Origin of the sequence: Aminobacterium sp. EBM-42 (genome assembly GCF_001896635.1) — a bacterium.
GTDB classification, from domain to species: domain Bacteria; phylum Synergistota; class Synergistia; order Synergistales; family Aminobacteriaceae; genus Aminobacterium; species Aminobacterium colombiense.
In genome coordinates, this window is sequence record NZ_MPPC01000005.1 from 1 (window position 1) to 1,807 (window position 1,807).

General features: G+C 41.0%; 1 protein-coding gene. It reads right to left on the minus strand.

All coding sequences use genetic code 11. From position 1 onward, the window contains the following. A partial coding sequence (locus BUC50_RS00810) for a phage NrS-1 polymerase family protein (protein ID WP_286677039.1) occupies positions 1-1,611 on the minus strand: 1,611 nt, incomplete at its 3' end. Positions 1,612-1,807: the final 196 nt, after the last annotated feature.

Consider the following 1,807-nt stretch of genomic DNA (forward strand, 5'->3'; position numbering starts at 1 on the left):
ACTGTTATTGTTCTTTTTCAGACTGATAGTCTCTGGCCTTGCGGTACAGCCATAACTGCCTAATACCTTAAGAATGCTCTCACATAGCGTACCTTTACCGTTTCGAGTTGTAGCACCATAGAGAACAAACAGGCATTCATACCGAGTGTCTCCGCTAATACTGTAACCAAAGGCTTTTTGGAGGAATTTTGCCTTTTCCTCATCTCCGCTCATAATCTCATGAATAAATCTATCCCATCGCTCACTTTTTGCTTCTGGGTCATATTTAACGCCAGATATCTTTGTAAGTCTGTCCTCGCTGTTGTGGGGATGAAAATCCATAGACATTAAAAACAATGTCCCATTGGAACAGTTGAACATCTGCGGGTCTTGGTCAAATTCAGCCATTGATATGGGATATACGCTCTGTGCATCCTTAAGAACCGTTTCTCGGTATCTTCTTGACTGCCACTTTCTGCAATAGTCAATGTATGCCTTTCTCTGATGTTCATCCTGAATAGTCAAAGCATAGGTTAGTAGTTGGTTAGCCAATGATTTACACATTTCCATCACTTTGAGATTACCTACATCAGGAATCCAAATACCATTCTCGTAGCAAAACCACATCTTCCTTTCGGGAACAAAGCGGGCTAAAGATTTATAATAATCAGCAAACAACCTGCTTGCCCCAATATCCGTCCAAGGGTAGCGATCGTTACTCTCAGGCTTAAAGTCAGCAAGAGAACATTCACCAAAATCTTCTGTAGCTGATGAACGCTTACCACCTGGTTTGTATATCTCAGTAGCATTTGCGATAGCTTTTTCTATGGTTATCATTCCATAAGTACTACCGGACTGCGGTCTATTCCATTTATCTCGCATTAGGCCGCTCTGCCGGAAAAGTCTGTCTATCTGTCCAATATCTCTGCCACACCAAAATGCCAGCATACCGCAAAGTGCCAAATCAGCTTCACTGGCAGAAGCATAGCCTGATGTATCCCCTTGCCATAATGCTTTGAACCTTTCTCCATTTGCCGATTTTAAAGCCTTCTCAATAACAGACTTGTCAGACAGATATGATTGACTTTCTGTATCCAGAAGTTGCTTCACAGTGGTAGGACGTAGCATATACTTGTCTAGTATCATCTGTAGTTCATTCGATTTCTCCGCTATATCACCATCTGCATATACATTGCCTGTTACGGTAACAAAACGATTTGTTGCTCCAGCCACATAGACCTCAACTCCCAGCTTTCTGTTATTGATATAATATTTTGTTTTGTCAAAGTTAAAGCCTGTGGCCTTAAAGAAAATATGAAGCCCTTTTTCAGATGGACTGTGTTCCATATAACAACCACTAAAAGCCTCTACAACAATTTGGGTAACAGGCTTAAGCTTACCACCACTATCAAAGCAATCATCTAAGTCGATAACACATATGTCATTACCCACCAAAAATCCGATACCATCATAATCACTTATAGCAGCTACCGCCGAACTAAAATCTTTGAATGTACCACGTTGATTTGGTTTTGCCCTTTTTCTCGTTACTGGGTTATAGGGAACTTTGGTCTTTTTACCACTTCGCTCTTCATATTTCCAACAGCAAAACTGTGGCTTATCTTTAAGCATCTGCGGCAAGTTATCATATTGTGTTTTCAGTTATTTCACCTCCTTGCCTTTTATAAATGACCCGAAACGCTACTGTTCCAGAGGGCTTGCCTTGTTTGACACAACCTCGTTATCTTTCAAGGAATACGCTCGGAATTATCGTCATGGCATATTCTGCTTGAAGTATCTCTTGCATTTCGGGGTATTCAGTTGTCAA